At 71.7% G+C, this 1,486-nt stretch carries 1 protein-coding gene and 1 pseudogene; both read right to left on the reverse strand.

Annotated elements, in window-relative coordinates; all coding sequences use genetic code 11:
• Window positions 1-513, reverse strand: a pseudogene (locus tag G6019_RS09380) (hypothetical protein); the annotation flags it as partial.
• Between the two features lie 176 nt (window positions 514-689).
• Window positions 690-1,486: TM0106 family RecB-like putative nuclease (locus G6019_RS09385; protein ID WP_182627484.1), on the reverse strand; the 797-nt coding region annotated here is incomplete at its 5' end.

Raw genomic sequence — 1,486 nt, forward strand, 5'->3', positions numbered from 1 at the left:
CGAGCCCGCGCCCGGCAGGGAGCCGGCGTCGGATCCGAGCACCAGGGTGGCACCGTCGCCGAGCCCGAGGGAGCCGACGGCCAGCGCGGCCGCCGGCTCGACCGAACCCAGCAGCGACTCGTCCAGGAGGGATCCACTCACGTCGACGGAACCGGTCCCGGGGGCCGGGTTCGAGAGGGTGATGGACCCGGCCGCGTCGATGACCGAGCCGGCGAGGGGTGCCAGCGAACCGGTGGACGGCTCACCGAAGATCGCCGAGCCCGAGGTGTCGATGGAACCCTCCCCGGTGGCGTTGGCCTCGAGGATGAGGGAGCCGAGGTCCTGCGGCAGCGACCCCTCGCCCACCGAATCGGTGATGCCCTCGCTGCCGAGGGCGCCCAGGCTGTCGGCCCCGAGGCTGTCGGCGGACAGACTCCCGGTGCCCTCCTGGGCGGCGGCGACACCTGTGGCCCCGGAAAGGGCGAGTGCGGAGGCGGCTGCGACGGCAGCGGCCCTACGGATCGAGAACGTCATGGGTTCGTCTCCTTGTATGGCGCGGCATCCGCGTGGGTTCGCGACGGGACACCCCGTGAGGGCGGGCTTACGGGAACGGTCGGCGACGCCGAGAAGCGTCGTTAACTTCGTCCCTTCTTTCTCACCCTATCCCCGACATTAAGCAAAGCAACAGCTCTCTCTCAGTGAGAACTCGATTAGAATTGCTGCGAAATCCACTCCCGCACAGCCCTCGTCGCCCGGACGTCGTCCTCGTTGTAGGCCAGGATGCGCTCCCTGCCCGAGTCCCGCTCGACCCCCCGCGAGGCCTGCGCGTCCCGATACCACCCGATCGACGCCTCTCCCCCGGCGTCCGGGTCCCGCCAACGGAATCCGGCGACCGGCGCCACCACCTTGAGTCCGAGACCGGAGGTGGAGACGAACTGCGTGGCCACCGCCTCGTGGACGTCGACCCACTGAGGGGAGGAGAGGAACCCGCGCACCTCGGCCACCGAGGGCACGCCCCTGACCTCGGCCAGCGTGCCCTCCGGCCCGAACCGGGTGGCGGTCGAGAGCATCCAGCCGTTCTCGGCGGACTTGGAGTAGCAGTAGGCGCGGAACGTGCGCCCCTGCCCCTCGGCCCTGTCCCGGATGCCGGTGAGCCACCGCCAGAACTCCGCGAACGAGCGCCCCTCGTCCGGGTCCGGCAGCCGGGCCCAGGTCGCGAAAGGACGGTATCCCTCGGCCTCGAGGCGGCGCCCGTCCCGCAGGGTGAGCAGGGTCCCCCACAGGTAGGCGCCGTCGTCCAGGTGGCTCTCGAGATCCACGTCCACCTCGATGTCCGCGCGCGGGATGGTCGGTCGGGCCACCTTGGGGACGACGACCTCGCCGTCCCGGTGCGCACGGGCCCGCAGGACCGCATCGGAGAACGGTTCGCCGTTCCAGTCCGGCGGACGCTCCGGCCCGGCCTCGGCGAGCTCCGCCACCGTGTGGACGCCGGCCGCGCGGACCGCTC

It is taken from the genome of Dietzia sp. DQ12-76 (assembly GCF_014145045.1).
Taxonomy (GTDB): domain Bacteria; phylum Actinomycetota; class Actinomycetes; order Mycobacteriales; family Mycobacteriaceae; genus Dietzia.